At 72.0% G+C, this 23943-nt stretch carries 11 protein-coding genes; all 11 read right to left on the reverse strand.

Annotated features, from left to right (window positions below; translation table 11 throughout):
- Nucleotide 1 precedes the first annotated feature (1 nt).
- The 11 genes from AC07V5_RS17015 to AC07V5_RS17065 all read right to left on the reverse strand — a co-directional run bounded on the left by AC07V5_RS17015 (nucleotide 2) and on the right by AC07V5_RS17065 (nucleotide 23941).
- A complete protein-coding gene (locus AC07V5_RS17015) occupies nucleotides 2-1687 on the reverse strand; it encodes a DUF2341 domain-containing protein (protein WP_495116857.1) in 1686 nt (561 codons plus the stop codon).
- Nucleotides 1688-1703: 16 nt separating this feature from the next.
- Nucleotides 1704-14675 carry a filamentous hemagglutinin family protein gene (locus tag AC07V5_RS17020; RefSeq protein ID WP_495116858.1) on the reverse strand — a complete coding sequence of 4324 codons (12972 nt, stop codon included), beginning with the start codon at nucleotides 14673-14675 and terminating at the stop codon, nucleotides 1704-1706.
- Nucleotides 14675-16300, reverse strand: coding sequence for a ShlB/FhaC/HecB family hemolysin secretion/activation protein (locus AC07V5_RS17025; protein ID WP_495116859.1), 1626 nt, complete (start codon nucleotides 16298-16300; stop codon nucleotides 14675-14677). The genes AC07V5_RS17020 and AC07V5_RS17025 overlap by 1 nt, the downstream gene beginning before the upstream one ends.
- A gap of 118 nt (nucleotides 16301-16418) precedes the next feature.
- On the reverse strand, nucleotides 16419-17453 hold the full coding sequence (locus tag AC07V5_RS17030) for a PEP-CTERM sorting domain-containing protein (protein ID WP_495116860.1): 1035 nt from the start codon (nucleotides 17451-17453) through the stop codon (nucleotides 16419-16421).
- Nucleotides 17454-17464: 11 nt separating this feature from the next.
- Entirely contained in the window at nucleotides 17465-18574 is a 1110-nt protein-coding gene (locus AC07V5_RS17035; protein WP_495116861.1) for a PEP-CTERM sorting domain-containing protein, read from the reverse strand.
- Between the two features lie 202 nt (nucleotides 18575-18776).
- A complete protein-coding gene (locus AC07V5_RS17040) occupies nucleotides 18777-20267 on the reverse strand; it encodes a hypothetical protein (protein ID WP_495116862.1) in 1491 nt (496 codons plus the stop codon).
- Between the two features lie 100 nt (nucleotides 20268-20367).
- Complete coding sequence (locus AC07V5_RS17045) at nucleotides 20368-21147, reverse strand: PEP-CTERM sorting domain-containing protein (RefSeq protein ID WP_495116863.1); 780 nt, start codon at nucleotides 21145-21147, stop codon at nucleotides 20368-20370.
- Nucleotides 21148-21431: 284 nt separating this feature from the next.
- On the reverse strand, nucleotides 21432-22286 hold the full coding sequence (epsA, locus tag AC07V5_RS17050) for an XrtB/PEP-CTERM-associated transcriptional regulator EpsA (RefSeq protein WP_495116864.1): 855 nt from the start codon (nucleotides 22284-22286) through the stop codon (nucleotides 21432-21434).
- Between the two features lie 138 nt (nucleotides 22287-22424).
- Nucleotides 22425-23030 carry a hypothetical protein gene (locus tag AC07V5_RS17055; protein ID WP_495116865.1) on the reverse strand — a complete coding sequence of 202 codons (606 nt, stop codon included), beginning with the start codon at nucleotides 23028-23030 and terminating at the stop codon, nucleotides 22425-22427.
- The gene (locus tag AC07V5_RS17060; protein ID WP_495116866.1) at nucleotides 23017-23472 is read right to left on the reverse strand and encodes a type II secretion system protein; all 456 of its coding nucleotides are present in this window, start codon (nucleotides 23470-23472) and stop codon (nucleotides 23017-23019) included. The genes AC07V5_RS17055 and AC07V5_RS17060 overlap by 14 nt, the downstream gene beginning before the upstream one ends.
- Before the next feature lie 4 nt (nucleotides 23473-23476).
- A complete protein-coding gene (locus tag AC07V5_RS17065) occupies nucleotides 23477-23941 on the reverse strand; it encodes a type II secretion system protein (protein WP_495116867.1) in 465 nt (154 codons plus the stop codon).
- Nucleotides 23942-23943 lie beyond the last annotated feature (2 nt).

Below are 23943 nucleotides of genomic sequence, written 5' to 3' on the forward strand. Positions count from 1 at the left end.
CTCAGGGCGCGCCGTACAGCTCAGCCACGCGAGTGATGAACTCGTCGATGAAGATCTGCATGTCCGACGTCGCGTTCTTGATCTGCGCGGCCAGGTAGTTGTAGCCAAACAGCGCGGGGATCGCGACGCCCAGGCCCGCCACCGTCGCGAGCAGCGCCGCGGCAATGCCCGGCGCGATCGCGTTGACGTTCACGTCGCCCGCGGCAGCAATCGCGGCGAAGGTGATCATCACGCCCACCACCGTGCCCAGCAGGCCCAGGAAGGGGCCGCCCGAGATCGCGATGGTCAGCAGCACCATGCCCGAGTTGAGGTTCGCGTTCTCGCGCACGTAGTCGGCATCCACCGAGGCCTTCACCGCGTCCAGCGACGCGCCCGACAGCGGTTTGGCGCCCGCCTCGCCCACCTTGCGCTTGGCCAGCTCGCGCACGCCCGCCTGGTAGAGGCGGTAGATCGGCGACTGCGGATGCGGCGCGTGGGTTTCGAGCTTCAGCAACTCGTCGCTGGCCTCGCGGAACTTCAGCACGAAGCTGCGGTTGGCCCGCGCCACCTTCGTCACCAGCACGCCCTTGCTCACCATCACCCAGCACGCGATCGCGAACATGACGCCCAGGATGCCGATGACCACCCAGGCATCCACGGTCAGGTTCTTGACCAGCACGCCCATGTAGCCGTGGCTTTCGCCCTCGGCGCCCGCGCCGTCCTTGGCCTCGCGGTTGGATGCCACCAGCTTGCTTTCGGCCCCTTGCGCGCCGGCCGCCACAGCGATCCAGTCCGCGCTGCGCAGCGTGGCCGCCACCTGCACCTCGTCCATCAGGCCGCGGGCACCTTCGCCCAGGCGCACGCTGCTGCCCAGCGTTGGCGTGGCCAGATCGCTCTGCGCCACCTGGGCGCCGTTCACGAACAGCGTCGCCTTGCCCAGGCCCAGGCGCAGCGCCACTTGCGTCCAGCGCGCCACGGGCACGTCGCCGCCGCTGACTTCGGCCTTGTCCGCTCGCGCAACGACCTTGCCGCTGCTCAGGCTCAGCGTCAGCCCGCCCCAGTTCAACAGCGTCGCGCGTTGTACATCGTCGAGCTTGACCCACAGGCTCACGGTCAGCTGGTTGCCGGCGTCGATGACGGGCTTGTCGGACAGCGCATAGACGATGGCCTCGCCGTTCAGCTTGGCGCTCGTCGCCAGCAGCCCGTTGGGCTCGGTCACCAGCGTGCCCTGCGGCTTGACGGCGCCGAGCTGATCCGCCCCTGCCGGCTTGTCGCTGAAGTGCAGGGCGATGACGGTTGCTGCGTCGAAGCCGTTGGCGTCACCTTCGGCCGCGGCCTTGGCATTGCCGCCGTAGACGTAGAACACATTCTTGTCGGTGCCCGGCAGCACGCTGGGCAGCTGCACCCACAGCACGGCCAGCTCGTTGATGCTGTCGAAGCGCTCGATGCTGAACTTCAGCGGCGTCTTGTCGTCTCCGGCCACCACGCGCAGGTCGCTGCCGTCCTCCTTGGCGGCCGTGAAGTCGAAGTTGCCCGAATGAAGGCGCACCGCCACGGCCACGCCGCTGGCGGCCTCCTTGGTTTCCAGCCCCTGGGCCGAGGTGTTCAGCGTGATCTTGGCGCGCTCGGCCCAGTCGGCGTTCCACCAGGCGTGGGCGGTGGCGGGCAGCAGGGCGGCTAGAACAAGTGCAGTGAGGGCTTTGCGCATGGGTCTTCTTTCGTGATCACTGGCTGCCGAAGCCGAGGAACTCCAGCAGCAGATTGCGGCGGCGGCGGCGTTTCTTCTTCTCGTCGTCGTCGCTGTCGGTGCTGGCGGGGCCGGCGCTCGTCGGGCCCAGGGCGGTGTTGACCGGCGCCGAGATGACGGCGGTGGGTGCTTCCACCTTGCCGCCACCCGACACCTTGCCGGCCACCTGGATGTCGACCGCGTTGACGACGCGATCCGCCGCAAGGAAGGCGTTGCCCTTGGAGCGGATGCCCGCTTCGCCGGCGTTGATCTCGCCGGCCGGTGCGAACAGGTCGAGATTGCTGTCGGCGTTCAGCACCGCGATGCCCGAGCCGCTGAAGGAGCCCGAGGTGTCGAACACCAGCTTGCCGTCGCTGTCCAGGCGCAGCACGGGTGCCGGTGCGCCGGTCACCGTCTTGGCGCCGCGGCCGGCGTCGATGTCGCCCGCGCCGGACCACAGCAGCAGGTCCCCCTTGGCCAGCGTGAAGACGCGCGACTGGTTGACGGCGAAGTCGCCCGCCACGGCCGCCGAGATGCTGCCGCCGTTGACGGTGACGATGCCCAGCTCGGTGGCCTTCTTGGCCAGGCCGCTGGCGACGATCTCGCCCGCGTTGGCACCGCCGCCCGGGGCCAGCAGCGTGATGTCGGCCTGCTGCAGCGTCTTGATCTGGCTCGTCGGCAGGCGCAGCTCGCCGCTCGGGCGAGCGCCGTTGGCGGGCAGCGGGAACAACAGGTTGACGGCCTGGTAGCCCGGCGCATAGGCCGCCCAGCGCGCATCGCCCTCTGTCTGCGCGGCGGCGCGGCCGGCGCTGCGCAGCTCGGCGACGAGCTGACGGTTCAGCCAGGGGATCTGGCGAGCCAGCGGCAAGGCCTCGAAGGCGACCAGGGCCTGGGCGTCGCTGAGGTTCGCGTTCGCATCGGCCAGGCTGCGCACGTAGTCCCCCAGGGCTTTCGTCTGGGCGGTGGGCGCGACCGCGAGCAGTAGCTGGCGGCGGCTGGGCGCGTCGAGGCGGCCGAGCTCGGCCGTCAGCAGCGGCGTGACGGCGGCGGCCTGCTGCGCCGCGGGCAGTGCCGCGAAGGCCACCAGCGCCTGGGCCGTGCTGAGATCGCTCCAGGCCGGCTGCGTCGTGCCGCCGAGCTTGTCGGCATAGGCCTGCACCGCGGGGTCGTCGGCCGACTTGCCGAGCAGAGCGGCGATGCGCTGGCGCTGCTCGCCCGCGTCGGCCCGTGCTGGCAGTGCCTGCACATAGGCCGCGATGCCGGCGTCGACATGCGCAGCCCCGAGGAGCTGGCGCAGCGCGGCGAACTGGTCGCCGGCGCTCAGCTTGTCGAAACCGGCACGCGTGCCGCCCAGGGCCTGGTAGACGGTGCCGAGCTGGCCCTGCCAGCCGCTGCTGCCCAGCAGCTCGAAGCCCTGGGTGACTGCCGTGCGGTAGTCGGCCCCGTCGGCGCGCAGGCCGGCGACGACGGTGATGCTGCTGCCGCCCGGCGGCAACAGGCTGCTGTTGCGCACCGCGCCCAGCGACACAAGGCCGCCGTTGGCGCCCAGGTCGGCATCGCGGCCAGCCAACACCAGCAGGTCACCCGGGCCGGCAATCTCGACCGCCACACGGGTGATGTCGCGGCCGGCCTGCAGCACGCTCATCTCGCGCATCGCGGCACCGGGGCTGCCGTCCACGGCGTAGCTGCGGTCCTGCTGCTGCACGGCCAGGCGCTGGCCAATCGAGAAGACGATGTCCCGGCCGGCGCTGAAGTCCACCGGGCGCACCGAATCGGCCAGGTTGTTGACGAAGAGGTCGCGCCCCGCGGCGATGCGCACCGGGCTGCGGTCGCTGGCGTCCAGCCGGTCCGGCACGGTTGCCGGCGTGGCCGTGTCGCCCACGTCGGGCACTCGGGCCACGGCACGGGCGACCGGGTAGGCGCCGAGGGCCTCTTCGAGCAGCGTGCGGTTGTACAGGCCGGCCTCGCGCGGCCCGGTCGCGGCGCCAATGATCAGCGACGAGAGCCGCACATCGCCTGCCGCGAGGAGGGCGAAGCGCGGGTCGCCGGACTGCGGCGCCTGCACGACGCTGCCGTCCAGGCGCAGGTCGCCCTGGGGCGCCAGCATTTGCACCTGGTCGGGCAGCCGGCTTTCCAGCCGGTTGGGCTCGCCGTCCTGGCCATTGGCGCGCGCGGCTTCGCCGCGCAGGCGCAGGTCGCCGCCGCTGAGCAGGCTCAGGCTCGCGCCCTGGCTCAAGCCGCCGAGCACGCTGCCCAGGCCCAGCGTGTTGGCCGAGTCCGTGACGGTGGTTTCGGCAGCGCGCACGGCGGCGAGGTCGACGTCGCCCGCCGCGCGCAGCTGCACCTGGCTCGTGCCGTAGAGCAGCTGCAGGCCGGCGTCGGCCCTGACGGTGGCGGTGGCGTCGCGGGCGATGGCGCCGCCAGCCGTCACATCGAGGTTGCTGCCGCTCGCGAACAGGCGGCCGCCGACGACGTCGCGGCCGACGTTCAGCGCCACGCTGCCGCCGCCTTGCTGATAGACGGCCGTGGCATCGCTGGCCGAGCCCTCGGGTACGCCGCGCCAGCCGCTGCTGGCGGCGGAAGCGTGGATCTGGACCGCGTCGCGGCCGGCGGACAGCCGCACGTCACCGCCGCCGAACGTGGCGATGCCCTGGCTGAACAGGTCATAACGCGACCACCAGGCGGTGGGCGAATTGCTGTCCACGCCCGAGCGCCACCACCACTGGCTGATGTCGTCCTGCGCACGGCCGAGTTGGGCGCCCTTCAGGTCGCGCCCGGCGGTGATCGTCACCGAGCCGCCGCGCGACAGGAAGGGGCTCAGGCCGGGGCGCATCAGGTCGGCGCTCACCAAGCTGAGGTCGATGCCGAGCTGGGCTTCGCTGGGCAGGGGGTCGGGCTGCGGCGCCACGGGCGGTGCCGGGGTGGGTGTTGGAGGAGGCGCAGGCGCCGGGCCGGGTTCGGGTGTCGGCGCCGGCGTGGGGGCCGGTGTCGGTGCGGGTGAGGGCGCAGGCGCGGGCGGCGGCGAAGTCACTTCGCCGGGGTAGGTCGGGGGCCGTGGCGGCAGCTGGTCGCGGGTGCCGCCGTCGCCGTTGCCGCTGCTGGGCGCGGTGGGTGTGGCCTCGCCAGCGTCCGCGGTGCGAACGACACCGGCCGATGCGGGCTGGCTCACCGGGGGCGGCGGCAGCGTGACCTGGGTGCTGTCGTTGCCGTTGCCCTGGGACGGTTGGGTTGGCACCGCCGGTGGTGCTGGTGGCAGCGGGGGCGGTGGTGGCAGCGTGTCCCGCGTGGTGCCATCGACCGGGGCCGATGGGGCCGATGGGGCCGGCGGGTTCGGTGCTGGCGGCGTTGCGCTGGTGGGCGGTGCCGGCGGCAGTTGGTTGTGGGTGCTGCCGTTGCCGTTGCCGACGGAAGGGGTCGTCGGCACGGGGGTGGCTACGGGTGGCAGCACCACGGGCGGCGCCGGCGGATTGGTGTCGGACGTGTCGCTGCCCGGAATGGAGGGCGCAGGCGCGGGGGCGGGTGACGGCGTGGGGCCAGGTGCAGGAGGCGGAACCGGCGTTGGCGTTGGCGCCGGTGCCGGCGCTGGCGTCGGAGTTGGGGCAGGGGTTGGCGGCGTCGTGGGCGGCGCTGGCGGCAGGTGATCCCGGCTGGTGCCGTCGCCATTGCCTGCCGAGGGAGTGGTCGGGCCAGGTGCAGGTGCAGGTGCAGGCGCAGGGGTCGGAACCGGTGCTGGGACCGGCGCCGGCGTTGGCGCGGGCACTGGCGCCGGAGTGGGCGCTGGACTGGGCGACGGCGTTGGCGGCGTTGTGGGTGGCGCCGGCGGCAGCTGATCCCGGCTCGTGCCGTCGCCATTGCCTGTCGAGGGAATGGTGGGGACGGGCGTTGGAGCCGGTGTCGGTGTTGGTGCTGGCGATGGCGGCCTGACGGGCGGAGCCGGCGGCAGGTGGTCGTGCGTCGTGTCGTCGCCGTTGCCCACGGACGGGATGCCGGGGGCCGGCGCGGGAGTCGGGCTGGGCGCCGGCGCAGGGCTCGGTGCAGGCGCGGGCGTTGGCGCCGGTGCCGGTGCAGGGGTCGGAGCAGGTTCTGGCGCTGGCGCCGGTGAGGGCGATGGCGATGGAGCAGGCGCCGGAACCGGAGCAGGCGTGGGTGCCGGGGTCGGCGCGGGCGCCGGAGAGGGGGCCGGTGCCGGCGCCGGATTGGCGGGCGCCGCGTCGCCCTGGGTCAGCACGGGGGCGCCGGTCGTGTAGACCTTGGCACCCGTGTTGAGAAGGCTCACGTCACCGGCGGAGGCCAGGCTGATGCTGCCCGTCGTCGTGCGCAGCGGCACGGTGGGGATGTCCTGGCTGCCGCTGCCGTTGCGGCCCACGCTGAGCTGCACGTCGCTGCGGTCGCGCTGCGTGGCGAGCACGTCGGCGGCTGCCAGGTCGGCGCCCGCCACGGCGCGCAGGCTGCCGGCCAGGTGGCTGACGGCAACCCAGCCGTCCAACGTGCTGTTGTTGCCGGGCGACTGGAAGCCGGCGCTCAGGCCGTGCTCGAGCTTCAGGTTGCCCGCAGCGCGCAGCGTCACCGAGGTCTCGGCGGCGTGCGGCAGGGCGGCGCGGTCGGCTGCCACCAGCAGGGGCAGGTTCCAGTCGGTCGCCAGCACCAGGTCGCCGGTCGAGCGGATCTCGACGCCGGCGCGCACGCGCAGCAGGGGCTGGAGGTCGGGCTTGATCGTGGTCAGGCGCCAGGCCGTGGACTCCGAGGCCGCGTCGAGGAAGGCGCGGCTTTCGGCATCGACGGTGGCCGTGCCGAGCTGGCCTTGCGGCAGGGGGACGGGTGCCGGCGTGGGCGCAGGCGAGGGTGTCGGCGCGGGGCTCGGGCTCGGGCCGGGCGAAGGAGCGGGCGCTGGCGTAGGCACCGGTGTGGGGGCCGGGCTGGGCGAGCCCGCGCCGGGCGGCAGCTGATCGCGGGTGCTGTTGTCGCCATTGCCGGCGGACGGCGTGGTGGGCTCGCCGGCGTCGAGGGTCTGGATCGTGGCCGAGCCACCGGAGATTGCGCGCGGCGCTGGCGGCGGCGTCAGGGGCGGGCTCGGCGGGTTGGTCGTCGACGTGTCGCCGTTGCCGTTGCCCGGCGAGGGCTGGGTGGCTGGTGGTGTCGGCGGGCCCACGGGCGGGGCTGGCGGCAACTGGCCGCGCGTGCTGCCGTTGCCGTTGCTGCCGGGCGCTGGGGCGGGTGTCGGTGCGGGCGCTGGCGTGGGTGTCGGCGCAGGTGCAGGCGCTGGCGAAGGCTGCGCCACCGGCGGTGTCGGCGGGTTGGTGGTCGAGGTGTCGCCGTTGCCATTGCCCGGCGAGGGCTGGCTGGGCGGCGGGGGCGTGGGGGTAGGCGTGGGTGCCGGGGTGGGGCTGGGCGGGCCGGTGGGCGGGGCCGGGGGGAGCTTGTCGCGCGTCGTGTCACCGTTGCCCTGCGATGGCGCGGGCGGTGTCGGCGCAACGGGCGGCGTCGGCAACACCACCGGCGGGGCCGGCGGGTTGGTGGTGGAGGTGTCGGTGTTGTCGTGCGGCGCCGGGGCGGGCGCGGGCGTCGGGCTGGGTGCGGGCGGCGGCGTGGGCACCGGTGCCGGGCTGGGCGAAGGCGTCGGGCTGGGGGCCGGCGTCGGCGTCGGCGTGGGTGCTGGAGTCGGTGCCGGGCTGATGGGCGGCGCGGGCGGCAACTGGTCGCGCGTGCTGCCGTCGCCGTTGCCGTTGGAAGGCGTCGTCGGCGCCGGGCTGGGCGCGGGGGAGGGCGCAGGCGATGGCGATGGCGACGGTGAGGGTGTCGGAGACGGCGCAGGCGCAGGCTCGGGACTGGGCGCGGGTGTGGGAGCGGGACTGGGGGCGGGGCTCGGTGCCGGGCTCGGCTCCGGACTGGGGCTGGGACTCGGGCTCGGGCTCGGCGATGGGCTTGGCTCGGGGCTGGGGGCAGGCGTCGGCGTCGGCGTCGGCGCGGGGGCAGGCGCCGGGCTGGGTGCCGGGGCGGGCAGGGGGCCGCCGTCGACGATGCTGGTCACGCCGTCGTAGACCTTGACGGCTTCGACGTCGAGGCGGATGGCGCCCACGATGTCGGCGGCGATGGCCTGGATGCGCACGCCGCTGCCGGAGCCTTCGCCTTCGCGACGGGCGCGCAGGTTCAGCGTGCCGCCGCTGGCGGCCGTGGCGCCGCGCAGGTCGAGCAGGGCGCCGGCCTGCAGGTCGATCCAGCCCTGGTCGCTGGCGAGTTCGATGCGGCCCGGGTGGTCGGCAACGCTGGAGACGGCCAGCAGCTTGGCGCCGGCCTGCAGCGTCAGGTCCTGCCCGGCGGCGAGGCGGATGCTGCCGCCGGCGCCGCTGGCGTCCAGCGTGCCGGCGATGTCGAGGCGGCCGCTGTCGCTGCTGAGCAGAATTTCGTGCGCGGCCAGGCGGGTGCCGGCGGCGAGTGCCTGGTTGCCGCTGCGGTTGCGCACGGCGATGCTGGCGCTGAAATTGCCGCCGCCCTCGGCCGCGAGGCTTTGCGCGAGGGCGCCCAGGTTGACGGCCGCGGCGCTGTCCAGGCTGAGGCTGGCGCCCTGGGCGCTGCCGGCGGTCTTGCCGCGCAGGCGGCCGGCCAGCTCGACGCTGCCCTGGGGCGCGGCGAGCGACAGGCTGCCGGCCGGGCCTTGCTGACCGCTGCCGGAGACGTCCAGCAAGGCGCCGGCGGCGATGCTCACGTCTCCCTGGCGGCTCTGCGCGGCGATGCGGCCGGCGCTGAGGTCGATGGCGGTGCCGGCGAGGTTGATGGTCTGGCCGGCGACGGTGGTGACGGACGCGGCGCCGAAGCCGAGCTGGCGCTGGGCGTCGAGCTGCAACCGGCCGCCGGGCAGGGCGATGACGCCGTCCTGCTGCAGCGTGTCGGCGCCGAGGCTGAGGCTGCCGCTGCCCGTGGGCAGTGGCGCGGCGGCGATGGCCGGGGCGAGTGCGGGCGTGGGTGGCGGCGCGAGGTGCAGGCGGCCGGCGGCCTGGAGGCTGGCGGTGGCACTGCCGGTGCTGGTGAGCAACGGGGCCTGGATGTCGAGATCACCGGCGAAGCGGGTCTCTCCCGTGCCCGCGACGAGTGCGGCCTGGCCGGCGCTCCAGCGGGTCTGCGCGGCGGCGACGCGCTGGTTGCCTGGGCCCTGGGTCAGCGTCAGGGCGGCGCTCAGGGCCAGGCTGCCGGCTGGCACGTCGACGGCTTGGGCAGGTGGGGTGGCCGTGATGCCGCTGCTGTTGCTCAACAGCAGCCGTTGTGCCTGCACGTTGGCCGTGCCGCTGGCGGGGCCGCGCAGCAGCGGGGCGTCCAGGCCGAGGCTGGTGAGGCCGCTGCTGCCGAGGTTCGCTCCGGTGGCGAAGTCGATGCTGGTGTAGCTGCGCAGCGTGAGGTTGGCGACGGCTGCGGCCCAGGCGGGGTCGAAGGCCAGCGTGTCGAGCGTATCGGCATGGGCGCTGGCGGCGCCGACGAGCAGATGGCCGGCGCCCAGGGTCAAGGCTTGCGCCTGGGCGCTGAAACCCGCGCCGACCTGGGCCTGGCGGGCGCTGTCCAGCGTGATGGCGCCGGGGCTGGCGAGCTGCACACCGGTGCCGATGTCCAGCCGCCCGGCCAGCTGCAGGGCGCCGTCGCGCTGCAGGCCGGCGCCGGCGGCGCCGCTGACGCGCAGCGCGGCGCCATCGCCCAGCAGGTGCAGCGTGGTGCTCGCTGCCGTCGTGGGTTGGGCCGTCAGGCGCGCGCCATCGCCGAGCGCCACACGGTCGGTCGCGGCGAGCACGAGGTCCTGGCCGGTGAGCTGGGTGCCGGCGGCGACGTCGACCTCGCGGGCGAGCACCTTGAGCCCGCCGGCTTCGGGCACGGCGCCGAGCACGAGGGTCTGCGTCGCCAGGGCGTTGAGCTGGGCTGCGTCGAGGTTGAGGGCGCCGGCACGCGTGCCGCCGACCTGGATATCGCCGCTGGCGATGAAGACCTGGGCGCCTTGGCCCATGACGGTCGCAGCCGCGCCCTGGCTGGTGCTGCCGGCGGTGGCCTTCAAGGTGGCGGCGAGTTGCAGCTGGCTGGCCTGCAGCACCAGGGCGCCGGCGTCGCGCGGCAGGGCCGCGGCGGGCGTGCCGGCCTTGTCGGCCGCGGCGGCGAAGACGAGGTCGAGCTGGCTGGTGCGGATCTCGGAGCGCTTGCGTGCCTGGGCGCTGGTCTGCAGCAGCCAGGCCGAGGGCAGCGCGGACTGCAGCGCCGTGCCGGCGTCGGCCAGGCGGGCGCCGATGAGCTGGCTGCCGTCGGCCTGGGTGATGGCGGCGCCGAAGGCCAGCGGCGTGCCAGCGGCCGGCTTGACGAGGAAGGCACCATCCAGCAGGGCGTAGCGGGCGGGCAGCAGGGTGTAGCGGCCGGCGGGCACGGCGGCGCCGTCGCCGATGACGATCTCGCGGCCGAGGGCGGCTGCGGAGTCGGCGAGGGCGGGATCGAACAGGCCGTGCAGCGAGCGCGCGGGCAGCAGGGCGAAGGCGCCGTCGCTGCCGGTGAAGGCGTCGGCAGAGCCGCCGGGGCCCGACACAAATTGCCAGCCGACGAGGTTGCCGCCGCCGCTGAGGTCGACCGTCGAGCCGCTGGCGAGGTCGACGTTGGGCGACTGCAGCGACACGGCCTTGGCGACGGGGGCCGTGAGCACGAGGCTGTTGGACGGGCGCGTCCAGCTGCTGCCGTCGCTGCCGCCGTAGATCAGGGTCTGGCCCGCGAGGCTGACCGAGGTTTCGCTGCCGGGCGCGAGCGTGAGCGACTCGCTGGCTTGCAGGCTGATGCGTCCACCCGGTGCGCGCAGCGTGCCGGCCTGCACGATGCGGCTCGCCAGGATGCTGAGCTGGCCGGCCGCGCTGGCCGGCTGGTCGCCCGGGGCGTGGCTGGCCGTGATGCTGACGCGGTGGCCGCTGGCGTCGAGGGTGAAGGCAGTGTCGGTGGCCGGGTAGATCTGGGCGGCCTGGAGGTTGACGTCGGCCTGGGTGAGCAGCGCGCCACTGATGGCGCCGCCCGCGGCGGGCAGGTCGGCGCTGCGGCTTTGCAGGCGCAGGTCTTCGGCGGCGGTCAGCGTCAGCTGGCCCAGCCCCTGGGTGACGATGCGGTCGCTGACGACGAGATTGCGCGTGGCGGTGAGCGTGAGGTTGGCAGTGCCGGCGCTGCTGGCCGCGAGCGGGCCCTGGTTGCCGACGACGTCGCTCACGCGCGCCTGGCGGTTGCTCCAGACGAGTTCGGTCGCACCGAGCTGGGCACGGCTGCCGTCGGCCATGCGCAGGCGCGGCGCGTCCAGCGTCAGCTGGCGGGCCAGCGCGAGGTTGACGCCGTCGCCGATGAAGAGGCCGTCCTGGGCCGCGAGGCTGAGGTCGGCGAGGCCGGCCGCGGCAATCTGCGCGGCGGAGATGCTGGCGTTGCCCAGGCCCAGCGCGGCCGGCGAGGGCAGGTCGCCCGGGCGCAGCGTGCTGCTCGCCGTGCCGGCAGCGGATGTCAGCATCAGCTCGCGTGCGGGGGGCAGATTGCTCGTGGCGCTGCTGCGGCCCGGGCTCAGCGCGATGCTGAGGCGGCCGCCCGCCTGCGTGGCGTCGCCGCCGGCGGCGCTGAGGCTGCCTTCGAGGAGGAGGGCGCCGTTGCCGCTGACCGCGAGGCTGCCGCCCGCGCTGGCCACCACTTCGCGCCGGGTGCGGTTGCCGCCGACGTCGCGCAGCGTGACGTCCAGCTCCGCGTTGGTGCCGCCCATGGCGATGCGCGCGCCTGACTGCCAGACGATGCTGCCGGCGGGGCCGCCCGAGGCACTGAGCCTCACGTCACCGCCGGCCAGCACCTGGCCGCGCACCAGGCCGTCGCTGCTGGGGGTGATCAGCGCCGTGCCGGCAACGTCGATGAGGCTGTTCGCGCCGAGCCAGAGGTACTGCGGCGCCGTGTAGCCGGCAACGTCGCTGCGGTTCAGGCTCAGGCTGACCTTGCCGCCGGGGGCGGTGACGCTGCCGTCGAATTCCAGCCGCGCGGTGGACGAGAGGCCGAGGCTGGCCTGCGGGCGCAGGTCGATGCGCGCGCCTTCATGGACCGTCAGCGAGCCGCTGCCCAGGGCAGTCGATGCGAGTTCGAGGTTGACGACCTGGGGCAGCGCGTTGGCCGGCTGGCCGATGGCCATGAAATCGGCGGCGCGGCTTCCGCTGGCGGCGTTGCGGGCGGCGTTCGTCGGTACCCAGGTGGCGGCGACGGGGGCGATGCGCGTGCTGGCCGTCACGTCCAGGAACTGGCGGCCGTCGAGGCTGAAGGCCGCGAAACCGCCCTGGCTGAAGAAGCCTGCGTCCAGCGTCAGGCTGGCGGCGGGGCCGCCGCTGCCGATGGCGATGCTGGGCGCGGTCAGCGTCAGGCCGGCGCCGCGTTGCATCGAGTAGCCGCGCAGGGTGCCGCCGAGTTGCAGGCTGACGTTGTTGCTGTCGCGCTGGGCCTGGGCTGCGCCAGGGTCCTGGCCGAGCACGAGGCTGCCGCCGTTGCCGCCGCGCACCGTGCCGCTGGTGTCGACGAGGGCGCCACCGGAGACGTCGAGCACCGAACCGGCAGCGGTCTGCACGCTGCGGCGCGAGGCCAGCACGATGCTGCCGCCGGCCGTGCCCGTGCTGGCGCCGAGGCCGTCGAGCAGGGCGTTGGTCCAGGCGCCGGAGACGTCGAGCGTGACGCCGGCCGCGACGCTGACGTCGCCGCCATCCAGGCTGCGTGCGGTGAGGCTGCCGCCGGGCAGCCGCAGTGCGCTGCCCAGGCGCACGCCGCCGGCTTCGGAACTGAGTTGCAGGCTGGACAGCGTGGGCAGCGTGAGGCTGGCGCCGGTGGGCAGGCTGAGGTCGCCGACCGTGCTGATCTCGATGCGGCCGAAGCCGCTGCGCTGCAACTGCTCCAGTGACAGCTGGGACTGCGTGCCGCTCGCGTCCAGCGCCGCAGCCTTGGCGCTGAGCGCCAGGCTCTGCAGCACGGCGCCGGCGTAGCTGTTGCCGCCGAAAGTGCCCTTGTTGAAGGCGCTACCCAGAGCCAGGCGGCCGAGCGTCGGGCGGGCGTCGAGGCCCGCAAGCTGGCGGCGGCCCAGCGCACTGTCGCCGCTGAGCTGGCCGGCAAGTGCCACGACGGGGGCGACGATGCTCAGCGCGCCGGCGTTGCGGCCCTCCACGTAGCCGGCCTCCACGCGGGCGCTGCTGCTGAGGCCGTAGGCAACGTTGGCGCCGTTGCGGTCCCAGGCGTTGCGGTTGGCGAAGGCGTTGTCGATGCCGGCGTAGATCTGGTCCTTGGGGGCCGTGTTCACGGTGTAGACCTGGCCGTCGGCCGCGGTCAGCCGCGTCGGGCTGACGCTCGCGTCGGTCACGGCGACGCGGCCGCCACTGACGTCGATGCGCGCGCCCGAGCCCACCAGCACGGCGCCTCCGGCCAGCAGGTTCAGCGTGCCGCCGCCGGCCAGGCGCTCGCTGGCGCTGCGCTGCAGCGCGCTGCGGTAGCTGGCGAGGTCGCCGAGGATGTCGGACGTGGAGCGAACATCCAGCGTGACCTTGTTGCGATAGAGCAGGCCGCTCTTTTGCAGCGGCGCGTCGCGCAGGTCGTTGCTGCCGAGCAGCTCGGTCGTCACGAAATAGCGCGCGACGCTGACCTGGGTGTCCGTCGTGCCGGACAGGTCGATGCGGGCGCTGTCGCCGAGCGTGATGCGGCCGTGCCCGTCGGCCTCGAAGGCTTGGGCGCCGGCGGGCTGGGTGTCGTAGTTGGGCGTGCTGGTGGCGCGCAGCGTGGCCTGGGCGCCGGGCGCCGTGACCTGGCCCTGGATGGTGATGTTGGCGCCCGCGAAGGCCAGGCGCGAGGCGGTGAAGCTGGCGTTGTCGTCCGAGGTCAGCGGCTTGCCGTCGGCGCCGGTGTTGTCGGCCAGGATCTCGGTGACGCTGCCGGCCGCGAGCGTCAGTTCGCCGCCGGTGCGGGCGCGCTTGAAGCTCGGGTCGGAGGAGGTCAGGCCGCCATCGATGGCCGTCGTGTTGCCCTGGGCCAGCAGCAGGATGGAGCCGTTCTGCGACACGCTGGTTGTCGCGCTGATGCGGCCAACCTGGTTGACGGCCATGCCGACCAGCGTCGTGTTGCCGCGCGGCGTGCTGATCTGGCCGCCGGCCGCGTTCGTGGTGCTGCCGTCGCCGGCCGTGCCAAGGCCGGCGCGGCCGACCTCGACGAGCAGGCCGCGCAGGGCCGGCACGTCGGGGTTGACCTCGGAGGCGTAGAGCTTCTGGTCCGGACCGGCATCGGTGGGCAGGCGCAGATAGGCCTCGGCGCCGGCCGCCAGCACGACCTGGCCGCCGGGCGAGGTCAGCTTGCCGGCGTTTTCGACCGTCTTGGCGAACAGCAGGATGCGGCCGCCCTCGGCGCTTTTGATCTCGGCGTCGGGCGCGATGCGCACGAAGCTGCTGGCGAAGGCGGCCGCGTTGTCATAACGGAAGGCCGGGTTGGCGCCGAGGATGTTGTTGGCGAAGCCGGCCTTGAAGTCCCCGTCCGCCGGCTTGAGCGTCGTCGCGATGAGGCTGCCGACGTCCACGCGCGCACCACCGCCGAACAGGATGCCGTTGCGGTTGAAAAGGATGACCTCGCCACCGTTGGTGGCCTTGAGCTGGCCGTAGATGAGGCTGGGGTTGGCGCTGCCGATGCGGTTGAGCGCGCTGGAGCCCGCCTGGGCCATGTCGAAGGTGACGGAGCTCTGTGCGCCGATGTCGAAGCTCAGCCAGTCGTAGATGGCGCGCTGGCTGGTCTGCTGGATGGTCATGTCCGCGCCGCCGCGGGCATTGGGCACGCCGGTGGGCAGGCCCGGCTGGCCGCTGCCGAAGACGCGCCAACCAACGGCTGGCTTGGGCACGGCGTTGGCGGCCGCTGTCTGCGCGCCGGCCTGCCAGGGCATGACGGCCGCAAGCGCGGCGACCAGGGGAACCAGGGGATGCAGTGCGGTTTTCATCAGAACTTCACCGCCATGCGTGCATGCACGCGAGTGCCAGGCTTCGCGCTGCCGACGATGGCCTTGTAGGCATGTGCGGCGAGCAGCTCGAAGTTGATGCCCGAGCGCAGGCCAACGCGCAGCCCGCCGCCGCTACCCAGCAGGGGCTGGCGGCGGTTCTGGCCGACATCGGGGTTGATGGTGGACAGGCTGGCCGCGTCGATGAAGCCCAGCAGCGTGATCTCGCCGAGGTCCTGCAGCGCCGGGCCGGGGTGGGCACGCTGCAGCACCGTGGCCAGGTTGGCGCTGCGCAGCTCGATGGAGGCGAGCAGGCCATGGTCGCCAACGGCGGCGCCTTCGTAGTAGCCGCGCACCGTCTCCGCCCCGCCTGCCGAGAACTGCTCGGCGCTGCTGAGCTGCTGCGAGGCGAGCTGGCCGGCGACGCGGCCCGTCACGCTGAACGCGGGGAAGACTTCGGTGTGGCGCAGGTCGGCGCGCAGCGTCGCGAAGCCGCCGTCGGCGCCCTTGCGCTTGCAGCGGAACTGGTCGTCGTTGCCCAGGGTTCCATCCTCCAGCTCGCAACCGTTGATGCGGCGTGCGAACAGCGGGCGCAGCGCGAAGGAGAAGGTGGCGTTGAACTGGGTCTGGCGCGTGGGGCTGAACCAGCTGCCGCTGTAGCCCGCCGAGAACGGCAGGTAGCGCAGCGGCTTGGCGATGGACTCGTTGCCCAGCCGCAGTTGTTCCTGCACGTCGCGGTAGTCGGCGCCCAGGCTCAACGCGTGCACGCTGCCTTCCGCTGCCGGGAGGTTCACGCCGTAGCGCAGGCCGAAGGTGCTGCCCTTGCCGAGCACCTTGGTGCCGCCCAGCGTGTCCACGTTGCTGTTGGAGCGCACGGCGTAGAAGCCCAGCGAGTCGCCACCGGCCAGCGGGATGCCGTAGTTCAGCACGGCGACGGCGGTCTGCTGGGGCTCCGTGGGCGACGTCGTCAGCGTGAGGCTCAGGCTGTGGCCGAGCTGCCAGAGGTTGCCGTACTGCAGCGTGGCGCTGGTGCGGATGGGGTCGGTGTTGGCCGTGCCGGCGTTGCTGGCTTCGAAGCTGGCGGTCAGCGGGAGCTTGTCCTGCACCTGCAGCTCAGCCTCGACGGTGCCGGGCAGGCGGCCGGGCTTGAGCACGGGCTGCACGCGCCGGTCCTCGGTGGTGTTCAGCGCACCGAGCTGGCGCTGCACCTCGTTGAAGTTGGGCACGACACCGGGCGAGAGCTCGGCGACCTGGGTGCGGATGGCGCCCTGGTCGAAGTAGCGCGAACCGGTCACGGCCAGGCGCTCGACGCGGCCTTCAAGCACGGCGAGCCTCACGATGCCACCGTCCACGCGCTGTTCGGGCAGGTCGACGAAGACGGTCAGGAAGCCGGCGCTCTGGTAGGCCTTCTCCAGCGCACCGCGTGCCGCCTCGGCGTCGTCGATGCTGCGCTGCGGGCCCATGAAGGGCATCAGCGCGCGCTCGATGGCAATGGCCGTCAGCACGGTGTTGCCTTCAACCTCGAACTCGAGGATGTCAAAGCGCGGCGCCGCTGCCGGTGCGCCTTGCGCCCCGGCCAGCAGTGGCGCGAGCGCCATCGACAGTGCAATCAATCCTCGTTTCAACACGGCGGCGCCCGACCGTCGCCTGGGCGGGTCGGCTCTCTGGAGCGATGGGGTTCAGTGTTCCGGTTCGCGGTGAACCGGCGATGAAGTGGCGTGAGCCGAATGGATCACGCCGGCGGTGTCAGCGGCGCTGGCGGGTACGTGCGATGAGGCCGGCCAGGCCCAGCGAAAAGAGGGCCCAGCTGCCGGGCTCGGGGACGGCGGAGATGGCTGTCAGCGCGTCGCTGTAGTCCAGCAGCCGCGCGTTGCCGGCACCGGCGGCGTAGTCGGTGAGCGAGACACGCTGGGTGCCGATGTCAGAGACGGCGCTGGTCTTGGGCGTGTTGGCGGCGGGCAGCGTGTAGGTCAGCAGGTACTTGTCGGCGCTGGTCATGGCCACGCCCCAGTAGCCGTTGTAGCCCAGGTTGTCGAACTCATCGACGGCCACCGTGCTGCTGTCCGCCGCGTTGGTGAGGTAGTAGAACCACGACGACTTGCCCACCGCGTTGGCCACGTTGTAGGCGCCCGCCAGGTAGCTGCCGTTGGCGCCGCCACCCTGCGACGAGAAACCGCTCTGGCCGGCGAAATAGCCGCCCGAGCCCGCGCGATCGAAGCTGGAGAAGAGGCTGCCTTCGGGGCGCAACGACTGGCCCGACACGGCCGCGCTGCTCAGGCCGCCGTAGAGCTTGCTGGACACCGTGATGTTGAACGCGAGGCCCAGGATGAGGGCGTAGTTGGACGACGTCATGTCCGTCCAGTTCGGATTCAGCGCGCCGTTGCCGGGGCCTTGTGTGAGCGTCGAGAAAACCTTGTTGACGCCCGGGTTCAGCGAGAAGCCCGACTCGAAGCCGAACACCGCCCAGCTCTGATTGGCGACGTTGGTGGAGGCGGCGCGGAATGCGGCCAGCGCCGGGTTGGCGGCATCCAGCTCCAGGCCGAAGCTGTAGCCGGCGTCCTGCTGTGCCTTGACCCAGAACTGGTCGGCGTTGGTGGTGGTGGGCAGCACGGACTGGGTGTACGACACCTGGGCCACGGAGTCCCACAGCACGAGCAGCAGGTCGGACTGCCCGCTGGCGCTGCGCGGTGGCGTGACGGCCATCGCAGCCTGGCAGGCCAGCGCGATGGGAAGTGCGAGGCCGAGACTACGCAGGCAAGGCAGGCGCGGCGGGAGACGCATGCTCATCCCCTTCAGACGATGTTGGCCGTGGTTGCCGCGCGGCGGCGGCGCGCTGCGGCGGCAACGCCCACCAGGCCCAGGGCCATCAGGCCCCAGGTCTGCGGCTCGGGAACGGCGCTCACGTTGCTGACGCCACCCTGCGCGAAAGCGCCAGCGTCGATCTGGTTGGCGACATCGTCCAGGCCGACACCAATGAGGCGGGCACCGCCGCTCTGGGCGCTGTAGTCGGTGAACGAGAGCCGGTTGAGGCCGGCATCGGTGCTCACCAGGCTCTTGGGGTTGGAGCCAGCCAGCGTGTAGCTGAGGATGTATTTGTTGCTGCTCGGGTCCTTGATGAAGCCCCAGTAGCCGTCGGCGGTGAGGTTGTCGAACTCGTCGATGATGACCGGGGAGGTGCCTTCGACGTCTCCCTCCAGCAGAGTGGGCGTCACCTTGTAGAACCAGGACGACTTGCCGAGCGGGTTGCCGGCGCAGAAGCTGGCGTTGATGAGGCAATCCCCGTCGGCCGTGCCACCGCCATCGACGCCGAAGCCATTGCTCTTCTGTGCATAGGTGCCGTTGTTGCCTGCGGGCTTGCTGGCGACGGCGCTGCCGTTGTCCAGGGTGTTGTGCGTGCTTTGCAGGATGGCGCCGCCCGTCGACGAGGTGTTCAGCGCGGTGTAGTGATTGCTCAGGCCGGCGGTCGCATCCAGGGTGTCCGACGTGACCGCATGGGCCTTGTCGTAGTACTTGGTCTGGGTCGGGATGCTGCCGTTGTTGGTCTGCGTGGTGTAGAAAATGAAGTCGGACGGCAGTGGTGCGCTCAGGTAGGCGCCGGTGACCATCCAGCGTGTCGTGCCCAGCGTGGCCTGGGTGATGAAGGTGTTGAAGGCAGTGTCCGTGGCCGGGTCGATGGTCTTGAAGTAGCTGGCGCCGGTGTCCTGCTGGGCCTGAACCCAGAAGTCGTTGGCGCTGATGCCCAGGTCGAGCGTGTAGCTCATCTTGGCGTTGGTCTGGTCCAGCACCGTCAGCACCAGCTCGAAGCCGGTACCGGTCTTGATCGTGGCGCTGGCCAGGCCGCAAGCGGTCAACAGCGTCAGGGCCGCGCAGCCGCGCTGCCAGTGGTGGATTGCAGTGGTCATGGAATTGGGCGTTAGGAGCGAATGGCGGCAGTGTGAGGACCGCGCATGAAGGCCTGACGAAGTCGGCGATAGTCCGATCGGCACATGCCCTGCCTTCGCCAGAGGAATGGCAAAGCGGGTCGCGGCGCACGTGCGCTGCGACCCGGCCAGATGTCGATGCAGGGCCGCCGAAGCGGCGCCTGCGTCGGTCACCTTGCGGTGATCAGCGGACCATCTTCAGCACGGTGCAGCTGTTGCCTGCGGTGCGGGTGACGCGCGAGGCGAAGGGCTTGTTGGCGGCGCTCAGGGCCGGGTACTGGCCCAGAGCCGACCAGGCGCCGGCAGGCGACATCACGCCTTGCTGGGTGTCGACATCGGCTGCAGCCAGAGCGGCGGGCTTCGGTGCGCCGGTGCGGATGGCGGTGATGAAGGCCAGCTTGTCGGCGTCCAGGCCGGGGTTGGCGCTGTTGGTCTGGAGCGTCGACTCGAACACGAAGTCATAGTGGCCGGTCGTGGCGCCCTTTTGCGTCGTGGCGTTCCAGCGCACCGGTTCAGCGCCGTCCAGCTTCACGTAGCGGTAGCCCTTGTCGCCGCCGTTGGCCAGCGGGTTGTTCTCGCGGCCCAGCACGGCCAGGCCGTAGGCGCCGGCGATGTTGTTGACCGTCGTGCCGAGGCAGGTTTCGACACCGCCCGTGCCCGACTGCTCGTTGACGATGTAGCTGCCGGTGGCGGCATGCGTCGGCGTCGTGGCGCTGGCCTGGCGCAGAACGTTCGTGGCGGCATCGCCGCCGCAGGGGTTCTGGGCAAAGTAGATGTTGGACGCGGCTTGCGTGCCCGAGCCCGGCTGGCGACGGCAGACGTTGAAAGCCTTGGTGTTGACGGAAGCGTCGACTGCTTCGTCAATGACCAGGCCCCAGCCGCGCTTGGTCGTGGCATTGGCGGCCAGGCCGCCGGTCAGCACGGCGCGCACGAAGGTGGTGGGCAGGCTGGGGCGCTTGGCATCGGACTCGTCGATGGCACCGGCGTTGTCCAGGCCTTGGGTCTTCTGCAGGGCCAGGTAGGTCTGCTTGTTGACGGCGACGCCGAAGATGCCTTGGACGAAGGGGGCGGAGACGACATTGCTGAGGTCCACCGGAGCGCTGACGCCGGAAGACGGGTCACCGGCCGTCGTGTCGGCCAGATTGGGGGCCTGGTTCAGCATGGCCGGTTCGACGTCGGAGATGCCGGCATCGGAAACGCGGTTTTCAGTGCCCGAGCACAGGTAGTTCGGGACCTGGATGTCGCTGAAGGCCGGGTTGGGCGTGACGGCGCAGGTGGCGTCGTTGACGATCTTCAGGTGGGCGATCGCGCTGTTCAGTGCGATGGGGTTGACGCCCTGGGCGGAGCCGCCCTGGTCACGCTTGTAGACGACGACCGGCGTGCCGGCTGCATAGGCGCCGACGGCAGCGTTCAGCTGGCAGGCGTAAGCGCGGTGGTTCACGCCGCTGGTGCTGCTGACCGGCAGGGTGCCGTTGAAGTAGACGTGCAGGGTGGCGGGGGTGCAGATTTCCTGCACGTAGGCGCCGATCGACAGGCGCAGCGCGGAAGCGCCGGAGATCGAGATCTCCTTGATCGTGCCGGCGGTGCGCGCGGCGGCGATGTCGGCGGGGGTCAGGGCTTGGGCGCCAGAGGCAGCAACGAGGCCGGCGGCGATGGCGAGGAGGCGGAGTTTCATGATGATGGTTCCGTGCAGGTGCGTGACAACCCCTCGCGCCGGCAGGCGCGACGAGGCAAGGGATGGAGAGGCCGGCTCGATGAGCCGGCCGGTGGCGCCTTTAGACGGCGCGGCGGCGGCGGGCGACGAAGCCGACCACGGCCAGGCCGGCAACCATCAGCGCGTAGGACTCGGGTTCCGGCACGGCCGTGACGGACAGCGTCGTGCCGTCGAAGCTGGCGGTCAGGCCCAGCTGGGTGGCGATGACGGGCAGCGTCGGATCGGTGCCGTCGGTGGCATCGCCTTGCAGCAGGAACAGCTTGGAGCTGTCGCCGACCTTGTTGCCGATGAAGGTGTTGGCATCGCTGAAGCGGAAGAAGTTGGCGCCGGCGTAGCCCGGGGTGCCCTTCACGTTGTAGCTGCTGCCGTTGGCCGTGTTGATGTGGGTGCCGGTGCCGTTGGCGGACTGGCCGATGTTGCCGGTGCCGACGTTGGCTTGGTTCATAGTGCCGGCGTCAACGATGACGCTGGCGGCGGTCAGGCCCTTGCCCAGCGTCGTGATGGCGCGCTGTGCGTCGAAGTCGGGCAGCGTGGAGCCGTCGTAGACGAACAGGGCCCAGCGGGTGCCGGTGGTGCTGTTGGAGGCGCCATCGAACAGGTTGGTGTCGGCGGCGACATAGCTGGTCCAGGCGGCGCCAGCAACGGCACGGCTGAAGCTGGCCGGGGAGGTCAGCAGCGAGTCCAGCGTGACGCCGGTGTCCAGGATGAAGGAACCGTTCTGGTCGCCGACGGCGAGGAAGAGTTCGGACGTGCCGTTGTTGACTTGCTTGATGCTGGCCAGCGCGGGGGCGCTGATGGCGGCGAGGGCCGCGACGGCGGCGAGGGTCTTGAGGAAGTTCATTGCAGTCTCTCCAAAGAGATGGGTGTGGGCGTCATTCCGGCAGGCGGGCTGCCGGTCTTGCTGGATGGACACCTGGAGCAGACTGCTCAGGCGCGTGCTTGCGTCCGGCGGTCTGTCTGGGTGCTGGGGCCTGGCCCTGGGTTCAAAGAACGAAGGTGTCCTGCGACAACAAGCACTTTGGCAAGCGGTGGTGACATGCATGCCGGGCTCATCGGCATTAGGGGGAACCAAACGGACTACGGGCGAACCCGCATCCCATGAAACCGCCCATGGCGGCGCCGGTTTCAGCGGCGCAGCGTCGTCAGCTCGCCGGGCTGGGCCGAGCTGCTGAGCAGGTTCAGGCTGATCGCGATGGCCACGGCCTGGGCGCGGTTGGCGGCGCCAAGCTTGCGCAGGATCTTCTGCACGTGGTTCTTCACGGTCAGTGCGCTGATGCCCAGCGTCTCGCCGATCTGCGGGTTGCTGCAGCCCTCGCGCAGCCAGCGCAGGATCTGGCGCTCGCGATCGGTGATCTGCGACCCCGATGCAGGCCGGCCCAGCTGCGGCGGTGGCAGTTCGCGCAGTTCGCGCTCGATGACCTGCACGCGCTGCCAGGTGCTGTGCATGTGGGGCATCAGCAGCTCGAAGCACAGCCGATGGCGGGCCGAATAGGGCGTGCCCTGGCTGGCCAGCACAAAGAAGCTTTCGATCTCGTTGGGCCGCTGCGGCCGCGACACGCCGTGCGCCACCAGCTCGTGAAAGCCCGCCGACTGAAGCAACTCGCGGTGCTCCGCATGGGCCTCGGGCAGTTCGACCTGCGCCAGATTGAGCGTGACCGGCTTGCAGCGAGCTCGCAGCCACATCTCTTGCAACTGGCCGAGCAGCGCGCCGCGTGTTTCGGCAAAGCTGGTCAGCAGCTGGGCGTCAACGGGCACGGAGTTGAAGGCCTCGAACTGCAGCTCGTGCCGGGTGCGCGAGTAGGCGCCGCAGATCGCAAGCTGGTGCGGCAGCAGCACCTGCAGGCTGCCCTGGATCCAGACGAAGAACTGGTAGCGGCGGCGCACGTCCAACCCTGCCTCCGCTGAGCTCACGATGGCCTCGACGTGGTTGTCGCTCAAGACGAGCGAGGTCTGCGCCGGGTCGGTGGGGCTCTGGGTCATGGGTGGAGACAAAACTTTGCGTCCTGGTAAGGAACCCTTGGCGCGGCCGTGGATCAAAGCGCCGCCGCGAAGCTCGCGAGTCTGGGCGCCGCGCGTGACTCGGCGTTGAAGAAACGGCGACGCAATGAGCCGTTCGGACTAGGGCGAGGCCGCGGCGCTTGCTGCAGCCTTGCTGGCCGCGGGCAGATAGGCCTCGTGGCGGAACACGAGGTCGCAGGCCAGGAAGGTGGCCTGGGTCTCGCGCTTGAGCAAGGCCCGCGTGCTGCTGCTGCGCACGGCGCTCAGACCCAAGGGCATCTGGCCACGGCGTGGCGGCGCGCTGCAGCCGGTTTCGCCCGGCGCGAGCCAGACCCAGCCGCCGCCCGGGAGTCCGCTCAGGGGATCGCCATGCAGCTGGCGCAAATGCCGCACGACGCGGCCCGAGCGTCGGTCCTCCAGCAGCTCGTCGACGCTGTGCGGCAGCGCGCGTGCGCCAGCCGGACCAGCATCGACATAGCTCGCGATGGCGCGTGCGATGTCGGCACCGCGAAAGGCCAGCTCGGCCTCCTGCTCACGAAGCGCACGCTGGCGAGCCAGTTCGCCCAGGGCGGCGAGGCCGATACCGCCGATCGTCAGGGCGAACAGCAGCAGCAGGTAGGTGAAACCGTGCTGGCGCGCCGCCGGGCCATCCCAAGGCGCGCGCGCCCCCTCGGGGGGCAGGAGGCGTACCCGCCGACGTGGGGGCCTTGTTTCACCAATCTGCATAAAGAGTGCCGTCCGGTGCGCGCTCGGCGCTGCCGCTGCGCACGTCGAACACCTGGCCGGTGACGTCGGCATCGGCCGGCGGCACCAGCACGACCCAGGCCTCGCGGCTGCCCGTCAGCGGGTCTTCCGGCAGCGCGCGCAGGTAGCGCGTCTGCACGAGCTCGTCCAGGCTGTCGGGGTAGCGGCCGCGGTCGGCGGCGAAGTGGTCGATGGCGTCGCGCATGACGCGCAGCGAGCTCTTCAGGCTGTTCTCCTTGGCGCGATCGACGCTGCGGAAATAGCGTGGCGCGGCGATGCCGGCGAGCAGGGCCACGATGGCCATCACCACAATCAGCTCGATGAGCGTGAAGCCGCGCGTTGGAGTTGGCCGCCAGGCCACCCCAAGGCCGGCTCGCGTCCCCCTGGGGGGCCGGGCGCGTACTCGTAAGCGCGGGGCTGACATCACTTCACCAGTCCCGGTAGCGCGTGCCGTCGATGGCGCGCGCCTCGGAGCGTGAGTGCACGTCGTACACATCGTTGCCCGGCCGCGGGTCGGTCGGCGGGCTGTCGTAGCTGCGCAGGCCCCAGCTCTGCTCGGCGGGCAGGCGCGCATCGGCGAGCGGGTCGCGCGGCAAGCGGCGCAGGAAGTAGATGCGCTTGGCCTTGTCCGGCTGGCCGGCCAGCGGCACGCCGTCGACCAGCTGGCGCAGCTCGCGCGGATAGCCGTTGTCGCCCACGGGCACGGTGACACGGCCCTCGCGCACTGCCTGGTGGTAGTCGTCCAGCGCGCCGCGCAGGGTGCGCAGGGCCAGGCGGAGCTCGTACTCCTTCCCGCGCTTGTGCGCCCACAGCAGCAGCGGCTGGGCCGCGGCCGCGAGCACGCCGACGATGGCGACGACGGCCAGCATCTCGACGAGGGTGAAGCCGCCCACGC

Source organism: Roseateles sp. GW821-FHT02E12, from assembly GCF_059421665.1.